Source organism: Limnohabitans planktonicus II-D5 (genome assembly GCF_001270065.2).
Lineage (GTDB): Bacteria > Pseudomonadota > Gammaproteobacteria > Burkholderiales > Burkholderiaceae_C > Limnohabitans_A > Limnohabitans_A planktonicus.
This window is the reverse complement of sequence record NZ_LFYT02000125.1, coordinates 1-828: the sequence shown is the minus strand read 5'-3', so window position 1 is coordinate 828 and position 828 is coordinate 1. Positions and strand designations below refer to the sequence as shown.

Genomic DNA, 828 nt, shown 5'->3' with positions numbered 1-828 from the left:
AATTTGGCTAAGAAACTGGCAATTCTCAAAGCATCATGGCTCAAGGCCATAGGTATGTGATCGTGGACTTTATTTTTGAATCCGACTAGTCATTCAATAATGCTAAGTCGCATTGCAGTTGAATTTTTTTAATTTTATAGGCAAAACTTGCTTGTAAATAATTAAAATTATTTATTTAATTCTGTATAATTGATGAATTTTTTAAATAATAAATGAAGAAACTAAATAAAAATATTATTCTTTCTGCAATATCAATGGGGGCTAATTTTTTGCTGCCATTAATCGCCTTTCCATTTCTTTCAAATGCCCTTGGTACAAATGCTTTTGGAAAGTTTGCAATTGCCCAGGCAATCACTATTTTTCTAGTACAGATAGTTGATTTTGGTTTCATATTAGTAGCAGCTAGGGAAGTAGCCTTAGCACAAAAAAATAGTGAAATTTCGAAAATATATTCAAAAATACAAAATACACGTGCACTCCTTGCGTGCTTAACATTGCTGTTGATAATTCTATTATTTATACTAAAAATACCCCCTATTGAAGGGCATCTTTTTCTTGCAATATCAGTACCTGCAATTATTGGCAGTGTATTTCAAGCAACATGGCTTTTTCATGGAAAAAGTTATTTCGCATGGTTAGCAACTTCAAATCTTTTATCCAAGTTATGTTTTTTAGCTATAGTTGTATTTTTTATCGAAAGTGAAAATGATCTTTTTCTTGCAGGATTTGCATTTGGTTGTACATATTTAATTGGGGGTGCAGTACTGCTTTATGCTACTTTAAAAATGAGGATTGCTTGGTATTTTAAAGTATCAATAATTGAATACA

1 protein-coding gene is annotated in these 828 nt (G+C 30.8%); it reads left to right on the top strand.

Annotation, left to right across the window (positions count from 1 at the left end; translation table 11 throughout):
- Positions 1 to 212: 212 nt before the first annotated feature.
- A partial coding sequence (locus H663_RS41080) for an oligosaccharide flippase family protein (protein WP_133240110.1) occupies positions 213 to 828 on the top strand: 616 nt, incomplete at its 3' end.